Origin of the sequence: Streptomyces marinisediminis (genome assembly GCF_026262575.1) — a bacterium.
Classification (GTDB): domain Bacteria; phylum Actinomycetota; class Actinomycetes; order Streptomycetales; family Streptomycetaceae; genus Streptomyces; species Streptomyces marinisediminis.
In genome coordinates this window covers 1-1426 of sequence record NZ_JAPKFL010000076.1, presented here as the reverse complement: position 1 = coordinate 1426, position 1426 = coordinate 1, and the positions used below count along the sequence as shown (strand labels likewise).

At 68.9% G+C, this 1426-nt stretch carries 1 protein-coding gene; it reads left to right on the top strand.

Annotation, left to right across the window (positions count from 1 at the left end; translation table 11 throughout):
• Positions 1-131: 131 nt before the first annotated feature.
• Positions 132-1426: IS30 family transposase (locus OSB71_RS24105; RefSeq protein WP_416237323.1), on the top strand; the 1295-nt coding region annotated here is incomplete at its 3' end.

The window sequence follows — 1426 nt, the reverse complement described above, 5'->3', positions numbered from 1 at the left end:
GGTGGATTCAACCGGTCGTCGCAACACCTTGATCGTGGAGGTGTTGGATGGGACGACCGAGGAAGTCGGTGCCGCAGGCTCCGGCGGGGGCGCGACGGCAATGGGCCGCGGACCGGGCGATGCGGGCGCCGATGCGCTCGCCCGGCCGTCCGGAGCCGTCGCGCGCTGTGCAGCGTGAGTTCTGGCGTCTGATCGCGTCTGGGGTCACCACGGTCCAGGCGGCTGAGGGGGTCGGCGTGTCGGCACCGGTCGGGATCCGGTGGTTCCGTCACGCTGGCGGAATGCCGCCGATCAGCCTGGACGAGCCCACCGGCCGCTACCTGTCGTTCGCCGAGCGCGAGGAGATCGCGCTGCTGCGCGCCCAGGAGCTCGGCGTGCGCGAGATCGCCCGCCGGATCGGCCGCGACGCGGGCACGGTCTCACGCGAGCTGCGCCGCAACGCGGCGACCCGCGGCGGCAAACCGGTCTATCGGGCTCTGGTCGCGCAGTGGAAAGCACAGCAGGCCGCGAAGCGCCCGAAGACTGCGAAACTCGCAGGCAACGACGAGTTGCGTGAATACGTGCAGGAACGGCTCGCCGGCCGTGTCCGGCGTCCCGACGGCACGATCGTCGCCGGACCCAGGACGCCCGCGTGGAAGGGCCTGAACAAGCCGCACCGGCAGGACAGAAGATGGGCGACGGCATGGAGCCCGGAGCAGATCTCACACCGGCTGCGTGTCGACTTCCCCGATGATGAGTCCATGCGCGTCAGCCACGAAGCGATCTACCAGGCGCTGTTCATCGAGGGCCGTGGCGCGCTCAAGCGGGAGCTGGTCACGTGTCTGCGTACCGGCCGGGCGCTGCGGACGCCCCGTGCACGGTCACAGAACAAGCCACAGGGGCATGTCACCGCGGACGTCGTCCTCAGTGAACGCCCCGTCGAGGCCGGGGACCGCGCGGTCCCCGGACACTGGGAAGGCGATTTGATCATCGGAACGGGCCGCTCCGCGATCGGCACGCTCGTCGAACGCAGCAGCCGCTCCACGCTCCTCGTGCACCTGCCCCGGCTTGAGGGCTGGGGCGAGATTCCACCCGTGAAGAACGGCACCTCGCTCGGGGGCTATGGCGCGATCGCGATGAACGCGGCGCTCACGACGTCGATGACGCAACTGCCCGAGCAGCTACGCAAGAGCCTCACCTGGGACCGCGGGAAGGAACTCTCCGCCCATGCCCAGTTCGCTTTTGACACCGGGACGAAGGTGTTCTTCGCTGATCCGCACTCCCCCTGGCAACGACCGACGAACGAGAACACGAACGGACTGCTACGTCAGTACTTCCCGAAGGGCACCGATCTCTCCCGTTGGTCGTCCACGGACCTCGAAGCTGTCGCCATGGCGATCAACAATCGGCCCCGCAAGGTCCTGGGCTGGCGGACACCGGCCGAAGT